This window comes from Amycolatopsis sp. WAC 04182, assembly GCF_003947465.1.
Lineage (GTDB): Bacteria > Actinomycetota > Actinomycetes > Mycobacteriales > Pseudonocardiaceae > Amycolatopsis.
Window position 1 is genome coordinate 195,852 of record NZ_QHJJ01000001.1, and the last position, 23,597, is coordinate 219,448.

A 23,597-nucleotide genomic window follows, 5' to 3' on the forward strand; every position below is an offset into this window, starting at 1 on the left:
GATGTGCTCCTAGCTCGGAAAAGTACGGATATCAGGTGCCGGTGAGGTGCTCCGGGCGCACCGGGACGCGGGGCAGCGCGAGCCCGGTGGCCGCACGGATGGCCGCGACGATCGCCGGGGTGGACGAGATCGTCGGCGGTTCCCCGACCCCGCGCAGACCATACGGCGCGTTGGGGTCGGGCCGTTCCAGGACGTCGATGTCCATCGGCGGCATGTCCAGCACGGTCGGGATCAGGTAGTCGGTGAACGACGGGTTGCGGATCTTCCCGCCGTCGGTCTGGATCTCCTCCATCACCGCGAGCCCGAGCCCCTGCGCGGAACCGCCCTGGATCTGGCCGAGCACCGCCTGCGGGTTGAGCGCCTTGCCGACGTCCTGCGCGCAGTCGAGCGCGACGACCTTGATCAGGCCGAGTTCGGTGTCGACGTCCACGACCGCGCGATGTGCCGCGAAGCCGTACTGGACGTGCGCGTTCCCTTGCCCTGTCTCGGGATCGATGGGCACGGTCGGCCGGTGACGCCACTCCACGGTCTCGTCGAAGACCTCGTCGCCGAGGACGTCGGCGAGGTCCGCGAGCACGCTGCCGTCGGCGGCGACGACCTTGTTCGCGACGACGTTCAGCTTCCCATCCGCGGCGAGCTTGCCCGCCAGATGCTTGTGCAGCCCGGATCGCACCGCGACGCACGCCGCCTGGACGGCGCCACCGGTGACGTAACTCTGCCGGGAGGCCGACGTCGAACCGCCGTTGCCGATGTTCGTGTCCATCGGCAGGATCGTCACCTGGTCGATGCCGAGTTCGGTCCGCACGATCTGCTGCATGATCGTGACCAGGCCCTGCCCGACTTCACAGGCGGCGGTGTGCACGGTCGCCGCGGGTTCGCCGCCGACGAGTTGCAGCCGCACGCGGGCGGTCGAGTAGTCGTCGAAGCCCTCGGAGAAACAGATGTTCTTGATGCCGACCGCGTAGCCGACACCGCGGACGACGCCTTCGCCGTGCGTGGTGTTGGAGACGCCGCCGGGCATGCGGCGAAGATCGAGCTCCTCGTGCGCGACCGGCAACGGCTTGGCGCGCAGGCGTTCCAGCAGCTCGGCGACCGGGGCGGCCGAGTCGACCACCTGACCCGTCGGCATGACACTGCCTTCGGCCATCGCGTTGCGGATCCGGATGTCGACCGGGTCGAGGCCGCAGGCTTCGGCGAGCTTGTCCATTTGGGACTCGTAGGCGAAGCCCGCCTGCACCGCGCCGAAGCCACGCATCGCACCACAGGGCGGGTTGTTGGTGTACACGCCCCAGCAGTCGACCGACGCACTGTCCACATTGTACGGTCCGACGCCGAGGGTGGCGGCGTTCGCGACCACCGCGCCGGTGGACGAGGCGTACGCGCCGCCGTCCAGGTACAGCTTAGCCCGGACGTAGACGAGGCGCCCGTCCTTGTCGGCCCCGTGCTCGTAGTACATCTTCGCCGGGTGGCGGTGCACGTGACCGTAGAAGGATTCCTCGCGGTTGTAGACCATCTTGACCGGCTTGCCGGTGTGCAGCGCCAGCAAACACGCGTGGACCTGGATCGAGAGGTCCTCGCGGCCGCCGAACGCGCCACCGACCCCGCCCAGCGTCAGCCGCACCTTGTCCTTGGGCAGCCCCAGCGCGGCGACGATCTGCTGCTGGTCGACGTGAAGCCATTGCGTGGCCACGTAAAGGTCGACACCGCCTTCGGTGTCCGGGATCGCCATACCGGATTCGGGGCCGAGGAAGGCCTGGTCCTGCATGCCGACCTCGTAGACGCCGGACACCACGACGTCGGCCTTCACCGACTGGTCGCCGTGCCGGATCTTCGCGTACCGCACGACGTTCCCGCCGGGGTGCAGCTCGGCTCCCTCGCCGGCGGCGGCCTTCTCGGAATCCGTCACCGGTTCGAGGACCTCGTAGGAGACCTTGATCCGCTTCATCGCCCGGCGCGCGGTCTCGGGGTGGTCCGCGGCGACGAGCGCGACGGGCTCACCCTGGTAGCGGACGACGTCGACGGCGAGCACCGGCTGGTCGGAGTGCTCCAGGCCGTACTTGTTCACCCCGGGCACGTCTTCGTGGGTCAGCACCGCGTAGACCCCTTGCACGGCAAGGGCTTCGGTGATGTCGATCCCGGTGATCCGCGCGTACGGGTGCGGGCTGCGCAGCGTCGCGCCCCACAGCATGTCCTCGTGCCACAGATCGGAGGAGTAGGCGAATTCGCCGCGCACCTTGACCGTGCCGTCGGGCCGCTGCGGGCTCGTCCCCACCCCGTTTCCGGTGGTCTGCTTGGAGACTTCAGTGGTGGTCATACCGTCTCCCTCAGCCGCGCACTGGCCACGGCCAGCTCACGGGCGATCTCGTCTTCGGATTCCTCGCGCAGCGTTCCGCCCTCGACGACGGTCGCGCCGCCGACGTACAGCCGCTCGACCGGCGGCGTCGTGCCGAGCACCAAGGCGGCGACCGGATCGGTGATCCCGGAGTAGTTCAGGCCGTTCAGGTTCCAGACCGCGAGGTCGGCGAGCTTGCCCACCTCGATCGAACCCAGGTCCTTCTGACGGCCGAGGCAGCGCGCGCCGCCCATCGTGCCCATCCACAACGCCTCGCGTGTGGTCAGCGCACGGGGTCCGCCGCGCTGGCGGGCCTGGAGCAGCGACTGGTGCAGTTCCTCGCCGAGGCCACCGGATTCGTTGGACGCGGCGCCGTCGACGCCGAGCCCGACCGGCACCCCGGCGTCGAGCAGCTGCCGGACCGGGGCGATCCCGGCGCCGATACGCCCGTTGGACGTCGGGCAGTGCGCCGCGCCGGTACCCGTGGCGCCCATCCGCCGGATCGCGTCCGGGGCGAGGTGGATCGAGTGCGCGAGCCAGACGTCGTCGGCGAGCCAGCCGAGTTTGTCGGCGTACTCGGCCGGGGTGCAGCCGACTTCGGCGAGGCACTGCTTCTCCTCGTCGACCGTCTCGGCGAGGTGCGTGTGGAGCCGGACGCCCTTGCGGCGCGCCAATTCCGCCGCGCCGGTCATCAGCCGCTCGCTCACCGAGAACGGCGAACACGGACCGGCCGCGATCTGCAGATGCGCGCCGGCGGAGGCGTCGTGAAAACGCTCGATCGCGGCCTCGGTGCCGAGCAGCGCGGCCTCGGTCTCCTCGACGAGATTGTCCGGCGGGAGCCCGCCCTGGGACTCGCCCCGGTCCATCGAGCCGCGCACGACGTGCAGCCGGACGCCGACCCGGATCCGGGCGGCGGCGAGGGCTTCGACCTGGTCGCCGCCATCACGCGGGAAGACGTAGTGGTGGTCGGCGACCGTGGTGCACCCGGTGGTCGCGAGCCTCGTCAGCCCGGCCGTGGCCGCCGCGTGGGTGATCTCGGCGTCGAGCCTGCCCCAGATCGGGTACAGCGCGACCAGCCACTCGAAGAGCGTGTGGTCGGCGGCGAGGCCGCGCGTGGCCCACTGGTAGAGGTGGTGGTGGGTGTTGATCAGACCGGGCGTGACCAGGAAACCGGAGCCGTCGACGCGTTCGTCGTATTCGCCGTCGGGCGCCTTCCCCGCGCCGACCGCCGCGATCCGGTCGTTCTCGATGACGACGTGGCCCGAGGCGTACTCGGTGCCCGCTCCGTCGACCGTGGCGATCGCGGCGTTCTCGATGACGGTCTTCACGTGGTCTCTCCCCTGGTCGCGGCCAGCCGGACGGCGTCGAGGATCTTCTCGTATCCGGTACACCTGCAGAGGTTCCCCGCCAGCGCCTCGCGAATCTCCTCGTCCGCGGGATTTTCGACGCGGTTCAGCAGATCGTGCGCGGCGACCACGAGGCCGGGCGTGCAGAAGCCACATTGGACGGCACCGGCGTCCACAAAGGACTGCTGGACGCGATCCAGCTTGTCGCCTTCGGCCAGCCCTTCGACCGTGCGGACCTCGCGGCCTTCGACCTGACCGGCCGCGACCAGGCACGAACACACCGGGACGTCGTCGAGATACACCGTGCAGGAACCGCATTCGCCCTGTTCACAGGCGTTCTTCGAGCCCGGGAGCCCGAGCCGCTCGCGGAGGACGTACAGCAGGCTTTCACCCTCCCAGACGTCGTCGGCCTGGCGGGACTCGCCGTTGATCGTCACGTTCACGCGCACTCGCGTTCACCCTTCTGGAAGTCGTTCCACGCCCAGGTCAGCGTTCGCCGCGCCAGGACGGACAGCGCGTGCTTGCGGTAGTCGGCGCTGCCGCGGACGTCGTCGATCGGCGACGCCGCCTCCGACACCAGCTCGCCGAACCGGCGTTTGACGGAATCCGTGATCGAAGCCTTGGTGGCCCAGGGAAGTTCGTCGCCGAGGAACTCTTCGGCCGCGGTCGCGCGGCGCGGGGTCGGCGCCGCCGAACCGACGGCCGCGCGGATCTCGCGGGTGTCCAGATGCAGCGCCAGCGCGAACGAACAGACCGCGATGACCATCGCGTTGCGCGTCCCGACCTTGGCGAACTGCTGCGGACCGACCTCGGCGGGCAGGTGCACCGCGGTGATCAGCTCGTCGGGTTCGAGGGCGTTGCGTTTGACGCCGAGGTAGAACTCCTCGGCCGGGATCAGCCGCGTGCCGCGGACGGACGCGGCCTCGACCTCGGCGCCGAGCACGAGCAGGACGGGATGCGTGTCCCCGGCGGGCGAGGCGGCGCCGAGGTTGCCGCCGACGGTGCCCCGGTTGCGGATCTGCGGTGAGCCGACGGTGCGCGAGGCCATGGCCAGCGCGGGCAGAACTTCACCCAGCTCAGCGATCACCCGGACGTAGGGCACCGAGGCGCCTAGGCGGATCCTGCCGTCGGTCTCCGTCCATTCGGCGAGTTCGGTGACCCGGTTGAGATCGAGCAGCGCGTCCGGGCGGCGGTGGTCGAAGTTGAGCTCCACCATGACGTCCGTGCCGCCCGCGATGGGCACCGCGTCGGGCCGCTCGGCCTTGACGGCGAGCGCCTCGGTCAGCGAGCTGGGGCGCAGGAAATCCACTCTCGGGCTCCTCGGTTCGGCGGCGATGTGTGACGGCTGACTCAGTAGACGCCCTGTGCCCGTATGGCGGCAACGGTGCCGAAGCATGAAATCTCCCCTGCCCGGCCGGGCCGTTTTGTGCTTTCCTACAAACCTGATGACGACCGTGAAAACTCTGCTCGCGCTCCCCGGGCTGCGCTTGCGCGTACGCGCCGGGACGGCTTTGCTCGACCGTCCGGTGTCCCGGATCTACGTCACGGAACTGTCCGATCCCGGGCGCTACGTGTCGGCGGGCGAGCTCGTCCTGAGCGGGTTGCTGTGGTGGCGCGGCCCGGGTGATTCGGAAGCGTTCGTGGCGGCGCTCGCGAAGGCCGGGGCGGCGGCCCTGGCGGCGTCCGGAGCCGACTCCGACGGGATTCCCGAAGACCTCGTCGAAGCCTGTACGCGCCATGGGATCCCGTTGCTGGAGGTGCCGGCGGACCTGTCGTTCTCGGTCGTCACCGAACGCGTCGTGCTGGCGTTGGCCGCGGCCGCGGAAGGCGCTCGCAAACGTTTGCTTTCAGCGGCGACGGAAGACTCGTCGGTCGAGGCCCTCCTGGAGCGGGCGCGCGGCGAGATCGGCCTCCCCTGCTGGGTGGTACCCGTCGGCACCCCGTCGGATCTCGTGCGCCGGTTCGTCGCCGCGGGCGGGCGTTCCCTGGAAGCCGACGACGTCTCCCTCCGTCCTGTCGGCGGCAGGCACGCGTTGCCGTGGCTGCTCGCGATCGGCGGCAGGCTGACCGCCGCCCAGGCGGAGATCGCCGAGGAACTCGCCGGGCTGATCGGGCTCGCGCGCACACGGGCGGACGAGGTCCGCGCCGTCACCGACAGGGTGCTCGAACCGTTGCTCGCCGCACTCGACGAGGGAAGCGATCCACATGCGGCGCTGACCGCGACCGGGCTGCGCGGTGATCTGCGGGTCGTCGTCGCGCGCACCGAAGGATCCGAAGCGGCACGCGGCATCCTGACCGAACTCCTGCCGCCGGGAGCGCTCGTCGGCCCCGCCGGGGAAACCACCTGGGCACTGGCCGAGGACGACGGCGAATGGCCGGAGGACTGGCCCGCCACGGTGACCCACACCCTGACCGGCGTGGAGTCCTTGTTGCCGTGCCGCCGGGTGCTGATCGGCGTCAGCGACCGCTCCCCCGTTTCCGTACTGCGGGGCGCGAAAGAGGTCGCGCGCTACGCGCTGGCCGTCGCGGCGGAACGGCCCGGCACGATCGAGGTCGTCCCTGGCGGGGAGATCGGCATGCACCGGCTGCTGCTGGCGGGCGCACCCGACGACCTGCGGGCGGCGTTGCGGCGGCGGGTACTGGGACCGCTGCTGAGCTACGACGCCGAACAGGGCACCGATCTGGTGCACACCCTGCGCGTCTACCTCGAATGCTCCGGCTCGCCGACGCGGGCCGCGCGGGCACTGCACGTCCACGTCAACACCTTGCGGTACCGGATCGGGCGCGCGAGCGAACTGCTCGGCACCGACCTGACCGAGTTCACCGAACAGCTCGACGTCTATTTGGCCTTGTCGGCAGGGAGCTGAAATGGGCATCACCACGGCGAAAGAAGCCGCCTACGACCCGCGCGTGGTCGCCTTCGGCCGGATGATGGGCGCCGCGAACCGCCTCGAATACCTGCTCGGCCGCGCGCTGGAGGCCGAATGCGGGATCTCGCACCTGATGTTCGAGGTCCTGCTCATCGTCGGCAGGTCGGGTGAAGCCGGGATGAGCATGCGCGCGATCGCGCAGGAGCAGGTGCTGACCACCGGCGGCGCGACCAGGCTGGTCGATCGGATGACCACGCTCGGCCTCGTCGTCCGCTCGTCCGACGCCCAGGACCGTCGCGTGCAACTCGTACGACTGACCGCGCAAGGCGAGGAGACGACCGTGCGGGCCGCGCGGGTGCACGTCGAGAACATCCAGCGGCTGTTCCTCGATCCGCTGCCCGCCGACCACCGTGACCGGTTCGCGCAGGACCTCCGGACGCTGAGCCACTCGGCGCGTGACGCACTCCCCAAACTCCGCTAGGAATATCTGACCAGTCAGACATCGTTGAGTCCCGTCATGAAGCTCATCTATGTCTTCGACGCGTACTGCGGCTGGTCGTACGGGTTCGCCCGCACCATGGCCGACGTCGCGCACCGGCATCCGGACCTGCCGGTCGAAGTGGTGTCCGGCGGCCTGTTCCTCGGTGGGCGCCGCGTCCCGATCCGGCAGTTCGGCTACGTCCAGGGAGCCAACGCCGAGATCACCCGCCGGACCGGCGCGCCGTTCGGGGAAAGCTACGAACGGCTCATCGCGGACGGGGAGTTCGTCATGGACTCCGAGGCCGCCGCCTGCGGGATGGCGGCGTTGCGCGAGGTCGGGCCGGACCGCGCGGTACGCCTCGCGGCACTGCTGCAGGAGGCTTTCTACCTCGACGGGCTGAGCCTGTCCGAGGTCTCGACCTATCGCGTGGTCGCGCAGCGGGCAGGCCTGGACGGGGACGCCGTCGAGGCCGCGCTGGACCGGGTTTCCGCCGCGGACGATTTCCGGCGGGCACGGGAATTGGGCGTCACCGGATACCCGACGCTGCTCGCCGCCTTGCCCGCGGAGGAGGGGGAACGGGTCGTCACGCTGGTCTCCGGAAACGCGAGCGCGGAGGAAGTGGAGCGGCGGATCGGCGCGCTGGTTTCCTAAACTGCGAGCATGCCTTCGACACTTCGACCGGCGATACCCGCGGACGCCGACGCCGTCGCGAAGATCTGGTACCGCGGCTGGCAGGACGGCCATCTCGGCAACGTGCCCGACTCGCTCGTCCGCATCCGCACCCGTGAGTCGTTCTGGGAACGGGCCGCGGAACGCGTCGGCGACACGACCGTCGCCGTGCTGGACGGTGAGGTGGCGGGTTTCGTGATGGTCGTCGGCGACGAGGTCGAACAGGTCTACGTTTCTTCGGATCACCGCGGGAGCGGAGTGGCCGGCGTACTGCTCTCGGAGGCCGAACGGCTGGTGAGCACAGGCGGGCATTCACGCGCCTGGCTCGCGGTGGCACCGGGGAACGCGCGGGCGCGGCGGTTTTACGAGCGGTGCGGGTGGGTCGACGAGGGCGAGTTCGACAATCGGGTCACCGGTCCGGAGGGGATGGTTTCCGTGCCTTGTCGGCGCTATGTGAAGACGGTTGCTTGACCCTCTTCGCAATTAGTCGACTAAGTGCGTCTGAGTTCGGGCGCTTTGCCCAGCAACGTCGCCCTTTAGCGGCAAGTACGCCTAAGCGTGTTCACGCCACAACGAGCAGATCACCCTTCAGGCGTACTGCTCTCGGAGGCCGAACGACTGGTGAGCGCGGGCGGGCATTCACGCGCTTAGGCGGCTTTACGAGCGGCGCGGGTGGGTTGGCGATGGGGAGGTCGACAATCGGGGTCAGCGATCCGGAGGGGATCGTGAGTAATTGCGTCTGGGTTCGGACGCTTTGCCGGCAATGTCACCCTTAAGCGGCAAGTACACCTAAGCGTGTTCACGTCACCACGAGCGAATCACCCTTCAGTGGTAAATGCGCCCGTTCATGGTGACTTAAAATTACGAACATTTGTTCGATTTGTTCGGGTATTCTTGAGGCGTGTCCGAGACCTTCCTTCCCGAGTTGCCGCAGGAGTTGTGGCGTGCCGGCAAGCTGGAGCTTGCGCATGGTGTGCAGCAGTCCTTGCAGGTGATTCGGATGGCGACCGCCGGTTTGGGGAAATTCCTGGCGGAGATCGAGTCTCGTGGCGTCAAGGACTTGTATGGGTATGGGTCTACGGCTGCGTGGTTTGCGGATGTGGCGGGGTTGTCGCGTGGTGAAGCTGGTCCGGTGGTGAAGCGGGCGATCGCGTTGAACCCGACCCGCGCCTTGGATGGCACCGAAGTTCCCGCAGCGCTGCCCGCCACCGCCGCTGTCGCCGCCGAAGGCATGGTCGGAGATGAGCGGATCGACCAGATCCTGGAGATCTTGAAGAAGCTCCCGGCCGACACCTCCGCCGAGGATCGCGCCTATGCCGAGAAGACTCTCGCCGTCCTCGCTCGCGATGCCGGTCCCCGGCAGCTCGCGGAGGCTGAAGCGAACCTCCTCGCCTTGCTCGACCCCGACGGCAACGAGCCCAAAGACCCTGAACCTGCCGAGCCGCGCCGGGAAATCACCCTGGAACGCCGCAAAGACGGCTTCTGGAAGCTGACCGGTCTGCTCGATGACGAGACCGGAGCCCGTACCGCCGCCGCCCTGGAGGCCTACGCCCAGCCGCGGCCGGTCGATGAGTTCGGCCAAGCCGATCTGCGGATGAAGCGCGAACGCCTGGGTGACGCGTGGGTCGACATCCTCGACCTCGCCATCGCCTGCCCGGACCAGCCGGGCACCAGCGGCTACCGCACCTTGCTGCATGTCACCATCGGCCTCGACGAACTCAAATCCGGCCTCGGGACCGCGTGCCTGGACTTTATCGGGACGATGACCGCCCGGGAAGCACGGCTGGCCGCCTGCGACTGCCTCATGCTGCCGGTCGTGATGAGCGCCGCCGGAGAGCCCCTCGACGTGGGACGACTGCGACGGTTCGTCACCCCCGGCCAACGCCGGGCACTAAACCTCCGCGACGGCGACGGCGGCTGCGCCTTCCCCGGCTGCCACCGCAAACCCAAGAACTGCCACGCCCACCACATTCACCACTGGGCAGACGGCGGACCCACCGACCTCCGAAATCTGGTGCTGCTGTGCGGTTTCCATCACCGCCTGATCCACCACGGTGACTGGGAAGTACGCATGGCCGCCGACGGGCTACCGGAATTCATCCCACCCCAATACCGAGACCCTCTCCGACAACCCAGACGCAACACCCTCCACCACCACTGAACCCCGAGGAGCCCGCCAGCCACACCGGCGACGGGCCCCTCGCCATGCCCACGCCCCGATGCTCCGCGAAGGACTCCTGCCGCGATGTGCGCGCAAGCCGGCCGCAACACTCCACTGGCTCGCCAGGAATCCGAGAACAACGGATCACTCAAGATGATTTCCGGCTCACCGGAGGAACTCGCCCGCGAAATACGCGCTCTGACATACACGTGTTCATAACCCTGAGCCATCAGGTTCTGCCGCCGATGAGTAGCTTCATCCACCAGAACAGAGCCCGGACTCCCCAAATGCTCAATCGCGAGGAGCCGAACCCAGATACCCCAACACCATCTCGGTCGTCTCACTCGCCCAAACATCCCAGCCGAGACCGTCGGACCAGTACCGACCACTCGCGGCCCGATGCACGCAGGATCCGATGATGGTCCGGCTCGCCATCCGGATCGCCCGTTCCTCGTCCGCCCGCCGGATCTCGCCGAAGCAAGGCCGGGCGGCCTCCACGAAATCGCGCTGAATCGTGTCCAGCGCACGGAGTCCGCGATCGCGCCCTTCGGCGCGCTGGCTGTCGAGCAGTTCGGAGAAGATCCGGTCGTGACGGGCGAAGGTCCCCGCCAAAGCCTGGGTGAATGCGCCGACCACACCGCTCAATCCGGGCTCCGCGGAGCGAAGCGCTTCGTTGACGCCGGCCTCCAGCTGTCCGAGCAGCTGGTCTTTCACGGCGTACAGCAGCTGGTTCTTGCCGTCGAACCGGCGATAGATCGTGCCCACCGACATTCCCGCCCGCTCGGCGACCGCCGCGACGGTGAACTCCTCGAAGCCCTGGCTCGCCAGAACGTGTTCGGCCGCGGCCAGCACCTTCTGCAACGACTCCCGGCTGCGGGCCTGCTGCGGCGGCCGGAAGCCCTGTTCGACGGATTGGCTCACCGGCCGCACGTTACCGCACCAGGATGCGAATGATAACTTTCGTTCGCATTCAGCGACAGCGAGGAGGCCGGCCGTGGTGAGCATCGAGGTGCGAGACGCCTACGTCGATTTCCCGATCTTCGACGCCAAGACCCGGTCACTGAAGAAACAGGTGCTCGGCAAGGTCGGCGGCAAGATCGGCACCGACGCGAAGGTCCCGATCATCGAGGCGTTGAGGGACATCTCCCTCTCCCTGAGCGAAGGCGACCGCGTCGGCCTGGTCGGGCACAACGGCGCCGGGAAGTCCACGCTCCTGCGGTTGCTGTCCGGCATCTACGAGCCGACCAGGGGCAGCGCTCGGGTCGTCGGACGGATCGCGCCGGTGTTCGACCTCGGCGTGGGGCTGGATCCCGAGGTCTCCGGCCACGAGAACATCCTGATCCGAGGCCTGTTCCTCGGCATGAGCCGCAAGCAGATGACCAAACGGATCGACGACATCGCCGAGTTCACCGAACTCGGCGACTACCTGCACCTGCCCTTGCGCACCTACTCGGCCGGCATGCGGGTGCGGCTCGCGCTCGGCGTGGTGACCACCATCGACCCGGAGATCCTCATCCTCGACGAGGGACTCGGCGCGATCGACGCCGCGTTCCTCACCAAGGCCCGCGAACGCCTGGTCGACCTCGCCCGCCGCTCCGGCGTGCTGGTGTTCGCCTCACACTCCGACGAACTGCTACGGGAACTGTGCTCCACAGCCCTTTGGATGGACGAGGGCCGTATCCGCGCACGCGGCTCACTCGACGAGGTTCTCGCGACCTATCACGGCGATCAAAGGAAGATCTTGACCAGCTGATCCTGTCCGTCCGGATCCCGCAGCACGACCTGTTTGCCGTCGCGGAGTTCCGCGTCGACGAATTCGTAGATCAGCAGCGCGCGGTTGACCAGGTCGACCTTCTTCAACCCGGTGCGCTCCTGCAGTTTGCCCAGCGCGTCGACCGCCTCGGCGATCAGCGCGACGTTGACGCGATCGACCACCGCGGGGCGGCCGGTCGCGGTCTCCTCGACCGATGGCATACCCGCTCCCTTCTCTGCGGCCGGAGGGCCGCCTGCCCATGGTGGCATAAAACCACATTTTCCACACCAAAAATGTGTGAGATGGGTTGCGACTTCCCTCACGGCGGCCCTACAGTGGGTCTCGGCCCTCCGGGGCCGAGCCGGACCGGCATCCGTCCCATGCGACGGACGGCAAGTGCGACCACTCACTTCGTCGGCCTGGTAGGAGGATCTGCGGCGTGCGAGCTGGAGGGAAGCTCGCGAGCCGCAGATGCGAGGGGGAAACGGAGGCAGCTGGGGAATCGCCTCCGGGCAAAAGTGGTCCCCAGCTTGACGCGCCAACCCCGGCTCGCCTGACTGGGTCGGAAGGGCATGCGCATGGCTGCCGAAATCGAGGGCCCGGGTGAGACCGCGCCCGTGGAAGCAGTATCGAGCTGGGACGAAACACCGACCCAGCTCGCCCGCGTCAGGATCGAGACGTCGGAGTTGACGGCGGAAGCGGCGGTGCCCGCGAGCCAGACACACCGGCTGCTCACCACGATCCTCGACACGCTGGTGGTACTCGGAGCCGTTCTCGGCCCGGCACTGACGCTGCAGGTGGTTCCGGCCACCTTCCCGGCGGGAGTGACGGCCGGGACGATCGCAGGCCAGCTCGCCATGCTGGCGCTCGTCGCGAGGTCCGTGCACCACCGGGGAAAATCCGGCCCGCTGCCGACGGACTGAGGCGGGAAGGGCGGAGCAGCGGCTGAGTGAGCGCCTGCCACGAAAGGCGCTCACTCAGCCGCTGCTCACGAAGTCCGTCGCGCGTAGCCGTCCAACTCGGCCCGGGAGAACGAAAGCTCCCCCACGTCCACGGCTCCGCAATCCAGGCCGCGCACCAAGAAGTTCGCCAAGGCCTGAGCGGTCGCCGGTTCGTCCAGCACCCCGCGCCCGGTCCGGTCCGCGTAGTCCCGCAAGCGGCCCAGCGCGGCCGGGAAACCTTCGCGGAAGAACGCGTACGTGGCGGCGAACCGGGTCGGCAACTGATGCGGGTGCAGATCCCAGCCCTGATAGAAGCCGCGTTCGAGGGATCGCCGCACCAGCCGCAGATGTTCGCGCCAGGCCGGGAGGATCGCGTCGCCGACGGGCAGCTTGTTCGTCGAGCCGTCGGAGAGCCGGACGCCGGTGCCCGCGGCCGAAACCTGCATGAGCTGCTTGGCGAAGTCGGCGGCCGGATGTTCCATGCTCTGGTACTCGGCGCTGATCCCGAGCCCGGCGCTGTAGTCGTAGGTTCCGTAGTGCAGACCCGAACAGCGGCCGCGCGCGGCTTCGATGATCCGCGGGACCGCCACCGTCCCATCGATGTCCACAATGGACTGGGCGGTCTCGATCTGGACTTCGAACCGCAGCGCGCCCTCGGGCAGGCCGTAGGCGGATTCGAGGCGCTCCAAGACGTCCGCCGCCACTTCGACCTGCTCGACAGCGGTCACCTTCGGCAGCGTGACGACGAAACCTTCCGGCAGCGGACCGCTTTCCAGCAAACCGGCCAGGAAGAGGTCGAGGGTGCGGATGCCGCGGCGGCGGGTCGCCTGCTCGAAGCTCTTGAACCGGATGCCGACGAACGGTGTGCCGCCCGTGACGGCGAGGGTCCGCCCGGCGGCGAGCGCGATGGCGTCCTCTTCGTCGTCGCCCGGCCTGCCGAGACCGTCCTCGAAGTCGATCCGCAGATCCTCGATCGGCTCGGTCAGCAGTTTGGTCCGGACCCGGTCGGCGATGTCCGCGGCCAAGCCCAGCCGGTCGGCGTGCTCGCCGAAGACCCGCAGCGCCTGCTTGCCCCAGTCCGCCACGAGCCGCGTCTTGTACTGCGACGCGGGCACGTACACGGTGTGCACCGGCTGGCGGCCGGGCGGCTCACCGGGATATTTGGCCGTGACGCGCGCGTCGGCCTCGGCGAGGCGCGCGTCAGCGGCGGTATAGACGTCCTCGGTGAGCCGCCCGTTCCCCATTTGTCTACTTGATCCGTTCGTAGGCGGGCAGGGTCAGGAAGTCCGGGAACTCGTCGGCGAGCGCGACCTGCTCGAACAGCTCGACGGCGGGCTCCAGCAGCTCCGGCTTGATCTCGGCGGCGAGTTCACCGCGGACCTCGGCCAGCACGCCGCGCACCAATTCTTCGGTGACCTTGTCGCCGGTGTCGAGCTGCGTGCCGTTGCGCACCCACTGCCACACCTGCGAACGCGAGATCTCCGCGGTGGCCGCGTCCTCCATCAGGTTGTGGATGGCGGCCGCGCCGTTCCCGCCCAGCCACGAGGCGATGTAGCGGATGCCGACGTCGACGGCGGCGCGCAGCCCGGCCGCGGTGGCGCTGCCCGGCGTCGAAGCCGCGTCGAGCAGCTGGTCGGCGGTGACGGACACCTCGTCGCGGGTGCGGTCGAGCTGGTTCGGCTTGTCGCCGAGGACCTTGTCGAACTCCTCGCGGCAGATGTCCACCATGCCGGGGTGCGCGACCCAGGAGCCGTCGAAGCCGTCGCCCGCTTCACGGCTCTTGTCGGCCCGGACCTTGTCGAGCGCCGCGGCGGTGACTTCCGGGTCCTTGCGGTTCGGGATGAACGCGGCCATGCCGCCGATCGCGAACGCGCCGCGCTTGTGGCAGGTGCGCACCAGCAGTTCGGTGTACGCGCGCATGAACGGCGCGGTCATGGTCACCGAGTTGCGGTCCGGCAGGACGAACTTCTCGCCCGCGTCACGGAAGTACTTGATGACGCTGAAGAGGTAGTCCCAGCGGCCGGCGTTGAGACCGGAGGCGTGCTCGCGCAGTTCGTAGAGGATCTCCTCCATCTCGAACGCGGCCGGGATGGTCTCGATCAGCACGGTCGCGCGGACGGTGCCGTGCTCGATGCCGAGCGTCTTCTCCGCGTGGGTGAAGACGTCGTTCCAGAGCCGGGCTTCGAGGTGGCTCTCCATCTTCGGCAGGTAGAAGTACGGGCCCTTGCCGCGGTTGAGCAGTTCCTGCGCGTTGTGGAAGAAGTGCAGGCCGAAGTCGACCAGCGCGCCGACGGCCTGACGCCCGCCGAAGGACAGGCCGCGCTCGTCGAGGTGCCAGCCGCGCGGGCGGACGACGATGGTCGCGTGCTCGACGTCGTCACGCAGGGCGTAGCTCTTGCCGCCGCTTTCCAGCGTGATGGTCTCGCGGACCGCGTCGTAGAGGTTGACCTGGCCGGAGACGACGTTCGCCCAGTGCGGCGTGTTGGCGTCCTCGAGGTCGGCGAGCCAGACCTTGGCGCCGGAGTTCAGCGCGTTGATGGTCATCTTGCGGTCGGTGGGGCCGGTGATCTCGACGCGGCGGTCGCGCAGCGCGGGCGGGGCCTCGGCGACCTTCCAGTCGCCCTCGCGGATCTCCTTGGTCTCCGGCAGGAAGTCGAGTTTGCCGGTGGTCCTGGCCTCCTCGCGGCGCTTGCTCCTGGCCTGCAGCAGCTCGTCGCGGCGGGCGGCGAAGGCCTCGTGCAGGCCGGCGAGGAAGGCGAGCGCCTCCGGCGTGAGGATTTCGTCCCCGCGCTCGACCGGATCGCCGAGCACCTGAGCTTCAGACATGAGCAACACCCCGAGTTCGGATAAACAGTGACATTCCCAAAGCAAAACGTCCCTACGGTTTTACATGACGGACTATAGTTTCTGCATAGCGGAACATCAACGCCGACGTAAGGAGTACCACGGTGGCAGCGGAGAAGAACGGGCGCGACGGCGGCGTCCAGTCCCTTCAGCGGGCCTTCGAGCTCCTCGAGCATCTCGCGGACACCGGCGGAGAGGCCAGTCTTTCGGAGCTGGCGACCCTGTCCGGGTTGCCGATGCCGACCATCCATCGGCTGATCAGGACGCTGGTGGACCTCGGTTACGTCCGGCAGAACACCAACCGCCGGTACGCGCTGGGCGCCCGCCTCATCCGGCTGGGCGAGAACGCCAGCATGCAGTTCGGCTCGTGGGCGCGGCCGCTTCTCGCGGAACTGGTCGACGAGGTCGGCGAGACCGCGAACCTCGCCGTCCTGGAGCGCGACGAGGTCGTGTACGTCGCCCAGGTGCCCTCGAAGCACTCGATGCGGATGTTCACCGAGGTCGGACGGCGTCTCCTGCCGCACGGCACCGGCGTGGGGAAGGCGATGCTGGCGCATCTGCCGTCCGACGACGTCACGGCGCTGCTCGCCAGGACAGGCATGCCCTCCTACACCGAGCACACCTTCACCGACCAGGACGCGCTCCTGCGCGAGCTGGCGAAAATCGCCCAGCAGGGTTACGCGCTCGACGAAGCGGAGCAGGAGCTGGGCGTCCGCTGCGTGGCCGTCGCGGTCCCGGGCGCGCCGGTGCCGGCGGCCGTCTCGGTGTCCGGGCCTTCGGGGCGGCTGACGATGGAGGCCGTCGAGCGGATCGCGCCCGTCGTCCAGCGGATCGCGAACTCGCTCGGTTCGACCCTTTCGCAGGACGGGGTCACCGTTTGAGCCTGGCCTCCAAACCGTCGAGCATCCTGTCCAGCCCGTAGCGGAACTTCTCGTCACGGAGCCGGACCGGATCGGTTTCGGCGACGGCCCTGGCGAGCATTTCCCGCTGATGCGGATGCCCCTGCACCGCCTCCTCGACGGCGGGCCGCAGCCGCTCCGCCCAGTCACGTTCGCTTTGGCCGCTTTTGGCGATCGTCGTGAGCCAAGCCGCCTCCGTTGTCCCCATGCCGATGACGTAGGAGATGACCGCGCTGATCGCCTGCTCGGCCTCGTCGCCGGGGAAGCCCGCGGTCACGAAGACACCCAGCAGCCGCTCGTTGAGCCGCATGACGTTCGGCCCCAGGTACGACAGGCCGACCGAGCCGAGCAGTGAAGCCACCCACGGGTGCCGCAGGATCATCGCGCGGACGCTTTCCGCTCCCACGACGGCCGCTTCACGCCACCCCGCCGGGCCGTCGCCGTCCGGCACGGTGATCTCGCCGTAGACCTCGTCGACGACCAGTTCGATCAGCTCGTCGCGGTTCGCCACGTGCCGGTAGAGCGAGGTCGCGCCCGCGTTCAGCGCGGTGCCCAGCCGCCGCATGCTCAGCGCGTCGACACCTTCGACGTCCAGGAGCCGGACGGCCTCGGCCACGATCTGCGCCTGGCTCAACGCGGGTTGATCCCGCTTCCGGCGAGGACGGGTCCACACCGACTGGATCGGCTGCTCCTCGATAGACATGCCCCCACCCTAGCGCACGAAGTACCCCCTTGCGTACGCCGTTTCGTTCTGCGTACAGTGTGCGCATCCACCGAACAACGTACGCAAACACTTCTGGGGGTATCCCGATGAACGAGCCCGTCCGCGATCCACGCCGCTGGTGGATCCTGATCGTGCTGTGCCTGAGCACGCTCGTGCTGGTCGTCGACAACATGGTGCTGACGGTCGCCGTGCCGCCGCTGGCCGAAGATCTCGGCGCGAGCGCCCAGGACACGCAATGGATCCTGGATTCCTACATCCTCGTGTTCGCCGGCCTGCTGCTCACGTCGGGAAGTCTCGGCGACCGGTTCGGGCGCCGGAAGGTGATGCTCATCGGGCTCGTCCTGTTCGGGGTGGCCTCACTCGTCGCCGCGTTCGCCGCGAATCCGCTCGAACTGATCGTTTCCCGCGCGGTCATGGGCGTCGGCGGCGCGTTGATCATGCCGAGCACGCTGTCGATCCTGATCACCGTCTTCGACGACGAAGAGCGCCGCAAGGCGATGGCGGCCTGGAGCGCGGTCGCGATGATCGGCCTGATCGGCGGCCCGGTGCTGGGCGGCGTGCTGATCGCGTGGTTCTGGTGGGGCGCGGTGTTCCTGATCAACGTGCCGATCGTCGTCATCGCCGTGCTCGCCGCGCTGACCCTGATGCCGGAATCCAAGGGCCCGTGGCAGAAGCCGGACCCGCTCGGCGCGATCCTGTCCGCGACCGGCATGGTCGCACTGGTCTGGACGATCATCGAACTGCCCAAGCACGGCATCACCGAGGCCGGAACGCTGATCCCGCTGGCGATCGCGGTGGTGAGCCTGACCGGTTTCGTGTTCTGGGAACGGCACACGCCGTCGCCGATGGTCCCGCTCAAGCTGTTCCGCAAGCGCAACTTCAGCGGCGGCAGCCTGTCGCTCACGCTCGTGCAGATCGGCAACGGCGGTCTGCTGCTGCTCCTGACGCAGTACCTGCAGTTCGTGCTCGGCTACACCCCGACCGAGGCGGGTCTCGCGTTCATCCCGATGGCCGTCGCGTCGCTGCTGTTCAACACCCTCGGCGCCACACTGGGCCAGAAGATCGGCAACCGCGCCCTGGCCACCGTCGGGATGACCGTGATGGCGGGCGGCTTCGGCCTGCTCGCGACGATGTCGGCGAACGAGGGCTTCCTGCTGCCCGCGATCGCGCTGTTCCTGCTCGGCGCGGGCGGCGGGCTGGCGATGCCGGCGGCGATCGCTGCGCTGATGGGCGAGGTCCCGGAGGAGCAGGCCGGTGTCGGCTCCGCGCTCAACGACACCATCCAGCAGCTGGGCGCCGCACTCGGCATCGCGATCCTGGGCAGTGTCGTGTCGGGCCTGTTCACGGCGAACATGCCCGAGTCCGCCCCTGCGCAGGCCCGGCTTTCGATCGGTGACGCCTTCGCGACCGGCGACGGCGGCCTCATCAGCGCGGCCCGCGAGTCGTTCACCTCGGCGATGTCGACGACGTTCCTGGTGAGCGCGGTGGGCGTGCTGGCCGCGGCGGTGGTCGCGTTCCTGGTGATGCGGGACAAGAAGACCGCGCCGGTTTCGACCGAAGTTCCGGTCTCCGTCTGACCGCGAAGTCCGCGAAGGCCCCTCTTTCGGCTGAGCCGGGAGAGGGGCCTTCGCCGTAACCTCGAGGTGAGCCGAGCGAGGGGATTTCAGATGGTCGACGCGATGATCACCTGGATCGGGCAGAAGCTCGCGGAGAAGGCTCTCGACCGAGCGGTGCCCTCAGGCGGAAGGAAAAGACAGCGGCACGATCTCAGCGTCCAAGGCGCCGAAGCGACCAGCGACCTCGACATCACCGTGAAGTACACCTTGCCGTACTGCCGGGGTGCGAAGGCACCGGTCGTCCTCACTTTGCGGAGGGTCGACCGGTTCACCGAGAGCCTGAGACTGGACATGGTGCTCGGGGAAACCGCCCGTGTGCGGCTGAAACGAGGCCGCTACGAGATCACGGCGAAGATCCACGAACTGTCTCCCCGGCTCGGCCCGGAGCCGATCCTTCACGCCGTCGGGTCACAGTTGCTGTGGCTGGGCGGCAACGGCACCGCGAAAGCCTGTATCCGTCCGGCTCCGGTGCTCATCCGAGCCGCCGGGTCTCCCCCGGCGGTCGGCTTCAGGCGCCCGGGATGCCTGATGTGCGATGGCCCCGAGGGGAACTACGGACTCTGCCTGGACCACCGCCTCCACGTCTCCCGCTACATAGTGGAAGTGCTGGTCCCCCGCATGCGCGCGGCCTAGCCGCCGAGCAGGGCCTCGACGAACGCGCCGGGCTCGAACGGCGCCAGATCGTCCGGCCCCTCCCCGAGGCCGACCAGCTTGACCGGCACCCCGAGTTCGCGCTGCACCTGGAAGACGATGCCGCCCTTCGCGGTTCCGTCCAGTTTGGTCAGCACGATGCCGGTGACGTCGATGACCTCCGAGAACACGCGGGCCTGCATCAGCCCGTTCTGCCCGGTGGTGGCGTCGAGCACCAGCAGCACCTCGTCGACCTTCGCCTGCTTCTCGACGACTCGTTTGACCTTGCCCAGCTCGTCCATCAGGCCGGTCTTGGTGTGCAGACGGCCGGCGGTGTCGATCAGGACCGTGTCCACGCCCGCCTCGGTGCCGCGTTTGACGGCGTCGAAGGCGACCGCCGCCGGGTCCGCGCCTTCCTTGCCGCGCACGACCTCCGCGCCGACCCGCTCGGCCCACGTCTGGAGCTGGTCCGCCGCGGCGGCGCGGAAGGTGTCGGCCGCGCCGAGCACCACGGTGCTCCCCTGCGCGACGAGGACACGGGCGAGTTTGCCGGTGGTGGTGGTCTTGCCGGTGCCGTTGACCCCGGCGACCAGCACCACGGCGGGCTGCTTCACCCCGTCGACGGTGTGCGGCAGCGCGCGGACGGCCCGGACCGCGTCGGTCGACAGGGCGGCGGTCAGCACCTCCTGCAGCACCGCGCGCGCGTCTTCGGAGGTCCGCACCGCACGGCGCTTCAGCTCGTCACGAAGGCGCTCCACGATTTCGGTGGTCGTGGCCGCACCGAGGTCCGCCATGAGCAGCGTGTCCTCGACGTCCTGCCAGGAATCCTCGTCCAGGTCACCGGCGCCCAGCAGGCCGAGCAGGCTCTGCCCGAACACCGACCGGGACTTGCCCAGCCTGCCGCGCAGCCGCTCCAGGCGGCCCGTGGCCGGGGCGATCTCCTCAGCGGGAGCCGGAGCGGGCGCGGGCGCCGTTTCCTCGGCGGGTTCGGGAAGTTCGACGTCGCGCACCGTGCGCTGCGCGGAATCCCTCGGCACCGCCGCGTCATCCCCGACGGCGGGCTGCCCGTCGGTCTCCGGGCGATCCTCGACCGGGTGTTCCGGTTCTTCCTCGGCCTCGTCGGTCTTCTCGCCGCCAGGGGCGAGAGCGATCCCGCCGGTCGCGGTATAACCGCCGCCCTTTGGCTTCTCGACGACGTCGGCAGCCTTGGACTCGTCCAGGCTGATCCGGCGGCGGCGCGCGATGAGCAGCCCGGCCACCAGAACGGCGACCAGGACCACGACGGCAACGACAACGATCCAGAACCAGGGGGTACTCGACACGGCGCCATCCTCGCATCCGCACCCCGTCGCGCTCAGACACCCCACGGGAAGGAAGCCGATCTTGTCAAGCATCCACTGGATAGGACTCATTTCGGACAAGAAGAAACGGTCCGGCTTGCGCGAGATCCGGAACGACGGCTAGACCACTCCGAATGACGGTTTCTTCCGGCACTGGGGTCCGGGTGATCGGGCTCATCTCCGGCACGTCGATCGACGGGATCGACGTGGCGGCCGCCGAACTGCGCGCCGAAGGGGACACCGTGGTGCTGTCCCCGCTCGGCCAGCTCGAAGTCCCTTATCCCGAAGCGCTCCGCGAGGCCTTGCTCGCCGCCCTGCCCCCGAATCCCTGCGACGCCGAGCAGCTCACGAAACTCGACACCCTGGTGGGCCAGGCCTTCGCCGAGGCGGCCGCGCGTGGGGTCGAGGAACTGGCCGGCGGTGAGGCGGACGTCGTCGCCTCGCTGGGCCAGACGGTGTTCCACTGGGTCGAAGACGGCACCGCGCGCGGCACGCTGCAACTGGGGAACCCGGCGTGGATCGCCGAACGCACCGGTCTGCCGGTGGTGGCCGACCTGCGCGTCCGCGACGTCGCCGCCGGCGGGCACGGCGCACCGCTCGCCAGCACGCTGGATGCGTTGTGGCTACGGGAAATGGCCGCTTCCGGCCCGGTCGCGGCGCTGAACATCGGCGGGATCGCGAACATCACCGTGGTCCCCGCGAGTGGCGCGGTCCTGGCCTACGACACCGGACCCGGCAACGCCCTGATGGACATCGCCGCGCACCGCGTCACCGGACTTCGCGCCGACATCGACGGAGCGCTCGCCCTGCGCGGCAACGTGCGGCCCGACCTGCTCGCGAAGCTCCTGCTCGACCCGTACTACGCGGCCGAGCCGCCGAAGTCGACCGGCAAGGAACTGTTCCACGGCACGTATCTCGACGCGGCGCTCGACGGGCTCCCGCCGATCGGCGCGGAAGACCTCCTGGCGACGCTGACCGAACTGACCGCGGTGACGATCGCCGCGGAATGCCGTCGCCACTCCATCGCCACGGTGATCGTCTCCGGCGGCGGCGCCGACAACCCGGCGCTGATGGCCGCGCTCGCCAGGAACCTGCCGGGTACGGCGCTGAAGACCAGCGACGACCACGGGCTGCCCCGCGCGGGCAAAGAGGCATACCTGACCATTCTGCTCGGCTGGCTGACGTGGTCCGGCGTCCCGGGGAACCTCCCGTCGGCGACCGGCGCCCGCGGCGACCGGCTGCTCGGCAGCATCACCCCGGGCGCGGGTCCCCTGCGGCTCCCCGCCCCGCACAGCTCAACCGTGACCCGGTTACGGGTAGCGGCGAAGACCGGCGAGCGATAGGAGATACGGATGCGCGCACTTGACCTCGCGATCATCGGGCTTTTTCTGGTCGGCATGCCCTTGCTGGGCGTCTGGATCGGCGGCAAACAGAAATCCGGCTCCGACTACTTCGTCGGCGAAGGCAAGATCTCCTGGTGGGTGGCCTGCCTCTCGGTGGTCTCCGCGGAGACCTCCACCCTCACTGTGCTCTCCGTGCCGACAGTGGCCTACATCGCCACCCCCGGCGACGGCGGGATGACGTACCTGGCACTGGCGATCGGGTACATCGCCGGCCGGATCGTGGTGTCGATGGTGCTGTTGCCGCGCTATGTGGCGGGCAACCTGGTCACCGCCTACGCCTTCCTCGGCAAACGCTTCGGCGGCGGGTTGCAGGGCACCGCGTCGGTGACGTTCCTGCTCACCCGCACCCTGGCCGACGGCATCCGGCTGTTCGCCACCGCGATCCCGATCAAGGTGGTGATGGCGGCCTACGGCCTGAACGTCTCGTACTGGACCATCGTGATCGGTCTCGGCATCGCGATGGTGCTCTACAGCTTCTTCGGCGGGGTCCGCGCGGTCGTCTGGGTCGACGCGATCCAGATGCTCTGGTACGTCCTCGGCGCGGTCGTGGTGATCTGGGCGATCTCCGGCAGGCTGCCCGACGGCTGGTTCGACAAGGCCGTCGACGCCAACAAGTTCCAGATCTTCGACTTCTCCTCGAACATGCTCACCGGCCAGTACGCGTTCTTCACCGCGCTGATCGGTGGCGCGGTGCTCTCGATGGCCTCGCACGGTTCGGACCAGCTGATCGTGCAGCGCCTCCAGGCCACCAACGATCTGCGCGCCGCGCGGAAGGCCTTGGTGGCCAGCGGTTTCGTGGTGTTCCTGCAGTTCGCGCTGTTCCTGTTCATCGGTGTGCTGCTGTGGGCGCTGTACAACGGTCTCGCCCCGACGAAGCCGAAGCCGGAAGGCTTGGGGCTGGCCAACAAGGACGAGTTGTTCGCGAACTTCATCGTGAACGACCTGCCGAGCGGTCTGTCCGGGTTCGTGATCGCCGGGATCCTCGCCGCCGCACTGAGTTCGTCGCTCGGCGCGCTGGCCTCGTCCACGGTGACCGACGTCTACGAACGGGTGATCGGCCGGGAACTCCCGGAGGCCGACCGGCTGAAGCACGGCCGGATCTGGACGATCGTCTGGGCGGGCGCGCTGATCCTGTGCGCGGGGTTCTTCGCCTCCTCCAACAAGACCTCGGCCGATCCGATCGTGGTGCAGGCGCTCGGCATCACCGGCTACACCTACGGCGCGCTGCTCGGCGCGTTCCTCCTGGGCCTGCTGATCAAGCGGGCGAGGCAGGCGGACGCGATCGTGGCGTTCGTGTCGACGGTGGTCGTGATGGCCTTCCTCATCCTGGGCGTCAAGTTCAACAAACCGGACGGCAGCCTGATCGGCGTCGACTTCAGCAAGGCCTCCGGGAACACGGTGGCGCTGGCTTGGCCTTGGTACACGCTGTGCGGCGTGGTGATCACCCTCGTGGTGGGCGGATTGCTGTCGCTGCGGCACGGGAGCGTGGACCCGCTGGCGGAGCCGGACGTGAAGGAACCTTCGCAAGTGTGACCTGAGTCACAACTTTGAACCGTCTCTCCCTCTCCTCCGTGTCGGCTGCGGGACC

Annotated in this window: 22 protein-coding genes; 12 read left to right on the forward strand and 10 right to left on the reverse strand. The window is 68.8% G+C overall.

What is annotated here, in order from left to right; translation table 11 throughout:
• Nucleotides 1-31: 31 nt before the first annotated feature.
• The 4 genes from pucD to DMH01_RS00905 are packed head-to-tail and all read right to left on the reverse strand — an operon-like array spanning nucleotide 32 to nucleotide 4,987.
• Nucleotides 32-2,314, reverse strand: a complete 2,283-nt coding sequence (gene pucD / locus DMH01_RS00890) for a xanthine dehydrogenase subunit D (protein WP_125673219.1) — start codon at nucleotides 2,312-2,314, stop codon at nucleotides 32-34.
• A complete protein-coding gene (locus tag DMH01_RS00895) occupies nucleotides 2,311-3,660 on the reverse strand; it encodes an 8-oxoguanine deaminase (RefSeq protein ID WP_125673220.1) in 1,350 nt (449 codons plus the stop codon). The genes pucD and DMH01_RS00895 overlap by 4 nt, the downstream gene beginning before the upstream one ends.
• Nucleotides 3,657-4,127 carry a (2Fe-2S)-binding protein gene (locus DMH01_RS00900; RefSeq protein WP_125673221.1) on the reverse strand — a complete coding sequence of 157 codons (471 nt, stop codon included), beginning with the start codon at nucleotides 4,125-4,127 and terminating at the stop codon, nucleotides 3,657-3,659. Before DMH01_RS00900 ends, DMH01_RS00895 begins: the two co-directional genes overlap by 4 nt.
• On the reverse strand, nucleotides 4,118-4,987 hold the full coding sequence (locus DMH01_RS00905) for a xanthine dehydrogenase family protein subunit M (RefSeq protein ID WP_125673222.1): 870 nt from the start codon (nucleotides 4,985-4,987) through the stop codon (nucleotides 4,118-4,120). The genes DMH01_RS00900 and DMH01_RS00905 overlap by 10 nt, the downstream gene beginning before the upstream one ends.
• Nucleotides 4,988-5,123: 136 nt before the next feature.
• On the opposite strand from DMH01_RS00905, the gene DMH01_RS00910 reads away from it, so the two are divergent.
• The 5 genes from DMH01_RS00910 to DMH01_RS00930 all read left to right on the forward strand — a co-directional run bounded on the left by DMH01_RS00910 (nucleotide 5,124) and on the right by DMH01_RS00930 (nucleotide 9,859).
• Nucleotides 5,124-6,545: a PucR family transcriptional regulator ligand-binding domain-containing protein gene (locus DMH01_RS00910; RefSeq protein ID WP_125673223.1), complete on the forward strand. Its 1,422-nt coding sequence runs from the start codon at nucleotides 5,124-5,126 to the stop codon at nucleotides 6,543-6,545.
• 1 nt (nucleotide 6,546) lies between these two features.
• Nucleotides 6,547-7,029 (forward strand): MarR family winged helix-turn-helix transcriptional regulator, encoded by a 483-nt coding sequence (locus tag DMH01_RS00915; protein WP_125673224.1) that lies wholly within the window; start codon nucleotides 6,547-6,549, stop codon nucleotides 7,027-7,029.
• Between the two features lie 36 nt (nucleotides 7,030-7,065).
• Nucleotides 7,066-7,680, forward strand: a complete 615-nt coding sequence (locus DMH01_RS00920; protein WP_125673225.1) for a DsbA family protein — start codon at nucleotides 7,066-7,068, stop codon at nucleotides 7,678-7,680.
• A gap of 9 nt (nucleotides 7,681-7,689) precedes the next feature.
• A complete protein-coding gene (locus DMH01_RS00925) occupies nucleotides 7,690-8,169 on the forward strand; it encodes a GNAT family N-acetyltransferase (RefSeq protein ID WP_125673226.1) in 480 nt (159 codons plus the stop codon).
• A 430-nt stretch (nucleotides 8,170-8,599) separates the two neighbouring features.
• A complete protein-coding gene (locus DMH01_RS00930; protein WP_125673227.1) occupies nucleotides 8,600-9,859 on the forward strand; it encodes an HNH endonuclease signature motif containing protein in 1,260 nt (419 codons plus the stop codon).
• Between the two features lie 291 nt (nucleotides 9,860-10,150).
• Here DMH01_RS00930 and DMH01_RS00935 read toward each other — a convergent pair whose 3' ends face one another.
• Entirely contained in the window at nucleotides 10,151-10,780 is a 630-nt protein-coding gene (locus DMH01_RS00935) for a TetR/AcrR family transcriptional regulator (RefSeq protein WP_125673228.1), read from the reverse strand.
• 73 nt (nucleotides 10,781-10,853) lie between these two features.
• Between DMH01_RS00935 and DMH01_RS00940 the strand changes: the two genes are divergently transcribed.
• Nucleotides 10,854-11,612, forward strand: coding sequence for an ABC transporter ATP-binding protein (locus tag DMH01_RS00940; RefSeq protein WP_125673229.1), 759 nt, complete (start codon nucleotides 10,854-10,856; stop codon nucleotides 11,610-11,612).
• On the opposite strand, the gene DMH01_RS00945 is transcribed toward DMH01_RS00940, so the two are convergent.
• Nucleotides 11,588-11,833 (reverse strand): hypothetical protein, encoded by a 246-nt coding sequence (locus DMH01_RS00945; RefSeq protein ID WP_125673230.1) that lies wholly within the window; start codon nucleotides 11,831-11,833, stop codon nucleotides 11,588-11,590. The two genes, DMH01_RS00940 and DMH01_RS00945, sit on opposite strands and share 25 nt — an antisense overlap.
• Nucleotides 11,834-12,190: 357 nt before the next feature.
• Here DMH01_RS00945 and DMH01_RS00950 point away from each other — a divergent pair, with 357 nt between their 5' ends.
• A complete protein-coding gene (locus DMH01_RS00950) occupies nucleotides 12,191-12,535 on the forward strand; it encodes a hypothetical protein (RefSeq protein WP_125673231.1) in 345 nt (114 codons plus the stop codon).
• Between the two features lie 65 nt (nucleotides 12,536-12,600).
• On the opposite strand, the gene DMH01_RS00955 is transcribed toward DMH01_RS00950, so the two are convergent.
• Both DMH01_RS00955 and aceB read right to left on the reverse strand, forming a co-directional pair.
• Nucleotides 12,601-13,797: an aldolase/citrate lyase family protein gene (locus DMH01_RS00955; RefSeq protein ID WP_125673232.1), complete on the reverse strand. Its 1,197-nt coding sequence runs from the start codon at nucleotides 13,795-13,797 to the stop codon at nucleotides 12,601-12,603.
• A gap of 4 nt (nucleotides 13,798-13,801) precedes the next feature.
• Nucleotides 13,802-15,379, reverse strand: a complete 1,578-nt coding sequence (gene aceB, locus DMH01_RS00960) for a malate synthase A (protein WP_125673233.1) — start codon at nucleotides 15,377-15,379, stop codon at nucleotides 13,802-13,804.
• 122 nt (nucleotides 15,380-15,501) lie between these two features.
• On the opposite strand from aceB, the gene DMH01_RS00965 reads away from it, so the two are divergent.
• Nucleotides 15,502-16,278 carry an IclR family transcriptional regulator gene (locus tag DMH01_RS00965; RefSeq protein ID WP_125673234.1) on the forward strand — a complete coding sequence of 259 codons (777 nt, stop codon included), beginning with the start codon at nucleotides 15,502-15,504 and terminating at the stop codon, nucleotides 16,276-16,278.
• Here the strand turns inward: DMH01_RS00965 and DMH01_RS00970 are convergent.
• Complete coding sequence (locus DMH01_RS00970) at nucleotides 16,268-16,999, reverse strand: TetR/AcrR family transcriptional regulator (RefSeq protein WP_125673235.1); 732 nt, start codon at nucleotides 16,997-16,999, stop codon at nucleotides 16,268-16,270. The two genes, DMH01_RS00965 and DMH01_RS00970, sit on opposite strands and share 11 nt — an antisense overlap.
• Before the next feature lie 107 nt (nucleotides 17,000-17,106).
• On the opposite strand from DMH01_RS00970, the gene DMH01_RS00975 reads away from it, so the two are divergent.
• Both DMH01_RS00975 and DMH01_RS00980 read left to right on the forward strand, forming a co-directional pair.
• Nucleotides 17,107-18,597 carry an MFS transporter gene (locus tag DMH01_RS00975; protein ID WP_125673236.1) on the forward strand — a complete coding sequence of 497 codons (1,491 nt, stop codon included), beginning with the start codon at nucleotides 17,107-17,109 and terminating at the stop codon, nucleotides 18,595-18,597.
• Nucleotides 18,598-18,687: 90 nt separating this feature from the next.
• Nucleotides 18,688-19,269, forward strand: coding sequence for a hypothetical protein (locus tag DMH01_RS00980; protein ID WP_125673237.1), 582 nt, complete (start codon nucleotides 18,688-18,690; stop codon nucleotides 19,267-19,269).
• Here the strand turns inward: DMH01_RS00980 and ftsY are convergent.
• Complete coding sequence (ftsY, locus tag DMH01_RS00985; RefSeq protein ID WP_125673238.1) at nucleotides 19,266-20,588, reverse strand: signal recognition particle-docking protein FtsY; 1,323 nt, start codon at nucleotides 20,586-20,588, stop codon at nucleotides 19,266-19,268. The two genes, DMH01_RS00980 and ftsY, sit on opposite strands and share 4 nt — an antisense overlap.
• Before the next feature lie 152 nt (nucleotides 20,589-20,740).
• On the opposite strand from ftsY, the gene DMH01_RS00990 reads away from it, so the two are divergent.
• Both DMH01_RS00990 and DMH01_RS00995 read left to right on the forward strand, forming a co-directional pair.
• Complete coding sequence (locus DMH01_RS00990; protein ID WP_199745324.1) at nucleotides 20,741-21,949, forward strand: anhydro-N-acetylmuramic acid kinase; 1,209 nt, start codon at nucleotides 20,741-20,743, stop codon at nucleotides 21,947-21,949.
• A gap of 9 nt (nucleotides 21,950-21,958) precedes the next feature.
• On the forward strand, nucleotides 21,959-23,542 hold the full coding sequence (locus DMH01_RS00995) for a sodium:solute symporter (RefSeq protein ID WP_125673239.1): 1,584 nt from the start codon (nucleotides 21,959-21,961) through the stop codon (nucleotides 23,540-23,542).
• Nucleotides 23,543-23,597: the final 55 nt, after the last annotated feature.

What these genes read in the sequence shown, in the direction of transcription:
- pucD (WP_125673219.1), bottom strand. Translation starts at nt 2,314, where the DNA reads ATGACCACCACTGAAGTCTCCAAGCAGACCACCGGAAACGGGGTGGGG.
- DMH01_RS00910 (WP_125673223.1), top strand. Translation starts at nt 5,124, where the DNA reads ATGACGACCGTGAAAACTCTGCTCGCGCTCCCCGGGCTGCGCTTGCGC.
- DMH01_RS00915 (WP_125673224.1), top strand. Translation starts at nt 6,547, where the DNA reads ATGGGCATCACCACGGCGAAAGAAGCCGCCTACGACCCGCGCGTGGTC.
- DMH01_RS00920 (WP_125673225.1), top strand. Translation starts at nt 7,066, where the DNA reads ATGAAGCTCATCTATGTCTTCGACGCGTACTGCGGCTGGTCGTACGGG.
- DMH01_RS00925 (WP_125673226.1), top strand. Translation starts at nt 7,690, where the DNA reads ATGCCTTCGACACTTCGACCGGCGATACCCGCGGACGCCGACGCCGTC.
- DMH01_RS00945 (WP_125673230.1), bottom strand. Translation starts at nt 11,833, where the DNA reads ATGCCATCGGTCGAGGAGACCGCGACCGGCCGCCCCGCGGTGGTCGAT.
- DMH01_RS00950 (WP_125673231.1), top strand. Translation starts at nt 12,191, where the DNA reads ATGGCTGCCGAAATCGAGGGCCCGGGTGAGACCGCGCCCGTGGAAGCA.
- DMH01_RS00955 (WP_125673232.1), bottom strand. Translation starts at nt 13,797, where the DNA reads ATGGGGAACGGGCGGCTCACCGAGGACGTCTATACCGCCGCTGACGCG.
- aceB (WP_125673233.1), bottom strand. Translation starts at nt 15,379, where the DNA reads ATGTCTGAAGCTCAGGTGCTCGGCGATCCGGTCGAGCGCGGGGACGAA.
- DMH01_RS00970 (WP_125673235.1), bottom strand. Translation starts at nt 16,999, where the DNA reads ATGTCTATCGAGGAGCAGCCGATCCAGTCGGTGTGGACCCGTCCTCGC.
- DMH01_RS00975 (WP_125673236.1), top strand. Translation starts at nt 17,107, where the DNA reads ATGAACGAGCCCGTCCGCGATCCACGCCGCTGGTGGATCCTGATCGTG.
- DMH01_RS00980 (WP_125673237.1), top strand. Translation starts at nt 18,688, where the DNA reads ATGGTCGACGCGATGATCACCTGGATCGGGCAGAAGCTCGCGGAGAAG.
- DMH01_RS00990 (WP_199745324.1), top strand. Translation starts at nt 20,741, where the DNA reads ATGACGGTTTCTTCCGGCACTGGGGTCCGGGTGATCGGGCTCATCTCC.
- DMH01_RS00995 (WP_125673239.1), top strand. Translation starts at nt 21,959, where the DNA reads ATGCGCGCACTTGACCTCGCGATCATCGGGCTTTTTCTGGTCGGCATG.